Annotated in this window: 1 protein-coding gene; it reads right to left on the bottom strand. The window is 72.3% G+C overall.

The window, feature by feature from the left end:
- Positions 1-37 precede the first annotated feature (37 nt).
- Positions 38-742 carry a response regulator gene (locus ACOV8S_RS18950; protein ID WP_448319450.1) on the bottom strand — a complete coding sequence of 235 codons (705 nt, stop codon included), beginning with the start codon at positions 740-742 and terminating at the stop codon, positions 38-40.
- Positions 743-757: the final 15 nt, after the last annotated feature.

Raw genomic sequence — 757 nt, 5'->3', positions numbered from 1 at the left:
GGGCTCCGGCCCGGGAGGTGTACCGGAGCCCCGGGGGTCAGGGTTCGACGAGTCCGGCGCGGATGGCGTAGCGGGTGAGTTCGAGCCGGTCGCGCAGTCCGAGCTTGCTCAGCAGGTTGGCCCGGTGACGCTGCACCGTCTTGACGCTGATGAACAGCAGCTCGGCGATCTCCTTGGAGGAGTGGCCCTCCGCGACGAGCTTCAGGACCTCCTCCTCCCGCGGGGTGAGGATCTGGCCCGGGGCTTCCTCGCCCTGCCGGACGCGGTCGAGGTAGTGGCGGATCAGGGCGGTCACCGCGCCGGGGTAGAGGAAGGGCTCGTCGCGGATCGCGGCCCGGCAGGCGGCGACCAGGTCCCGGTCGGCGACGGACTTCAGCACGTATCCCGAGGCCCCGGCCTTGAGCGCCTGGAAGAAGTACTGCTCGTTGTCGTGCATGGTGAGCATGAGGATCCGCAGGTCCGGCTTGAGGGCGGCCAGTTCGCGGGCGGCCTGGAGCCCGGTCATCCGCGGCATCGCGATGTCCAGCACGGCCAGGTCCACCTCGTGCGTACGGGCCTGCTCCACCGCCTCGGCCCCGTCGCCCGCCTCGGCGACCACCTCCAGGTCGGGTTCCTGGTCGAGGATCAGCCGCACGCCGCGCCGCACCAGGGCGTGGTCGTCGGCGAGGAGGATCCGGGTGGGCCGCGGCGCGGGGGTCTCGGCGAGGCCGGTGAGGGCCGGGGTGGCGTGGTCGTCGTGCATCTCAGGTGTCCTGGG

This window comes from Streptomyces sp. CO7 (assembly GCF_053474865.1).
Note: the sequence above shows the minus strand (reverse complement) of the source record. Positions and strands in the feature narration are given on the sequence as shown.

Coding starts and splice junctions, on each gene's coding strand:
- ACOV8S_RS18950 (WP_448319450.1), bottom strand. CDS start 742: ATGCACGACGACCACGCCACCCCGGCCCTCACCGGCCTCGCCGAGACC.